A 518-nucleotide genomic window follows, 5' to 3' on the forward strand; every position below is an offset into this window, starting at 1 on the left:
CGTCCTTGCATTTCAGCCTGTGTTTTTAGCAATGTAGCGATTTGCATTTGTACTTCACGAGAACGCTCAGCAGTTTCACTTTCCCAAAGCGCCTTTTTCCGATAAGAATGCATCAGCATAAAAAATACCAAGCAAACGAATATAAGCAAAAGCAGAGCGCTCAGTTTAACAAAAGACTCATCAGCGAGTATAAAAGAAAAAAACGAATCAAACATAAAAAGTAATATAACGCTCTTACCGTAAAAAAGCGTAAGAATCTGCCATTCAATATTGACCCATAACAAACCATTGATTAATCTGTGCCTCATGCCAATGAGACCTTTAGTTATTGTACCTGGTCCGATTTTACCGGAAATATCCAAACCTGTTGAGTATATTGATTCAGCTGTTCAAAAACTCGCTGATGATATGCTGGAAACTATGTATCACGCCCAAGGCGTTGGCCTTGCCGCCATTCAGATTGGCATACCCCTACGTATGTTGGTTTTAGATGTCTCGCGAAATGATGAACAGAAAAA

General features: G+C 39.4%; 1 protein-coding gene and 1 pseudogene. One reads left to right on the forward strand and one right to left on the reverse strand.

Translation table 11 applies throughout. The features are described from left to right. Positions 1–215: pseudogene (locus ACFIML_RS09400) on the reverse strand (DNA recombination protein RmuC); the annotation flags it as partial. Positions 216–306: 91 nt separating this feature from the next. Between ACFIML_RS09400 and ACFIML_RS09405 the strand changes: the two are divergent. Then, positions 307–518 (forward strand): peptide deformylase (locus tag ACFIML_RS09405; protein ID WP_375688070.1); only part of this gene is annotated, 212 nt, incomplete at its 3' end.

The sequence above is a fragment of the Bartonella sp. AC62GZZY genome, assembly GCF_042196525.1.
Taxonomy (GTDB): Bacteria; Pseudomonadota; Alphaproteobacteria; order Rhizobiales; family Rhizobiaceae; genus Bartonella.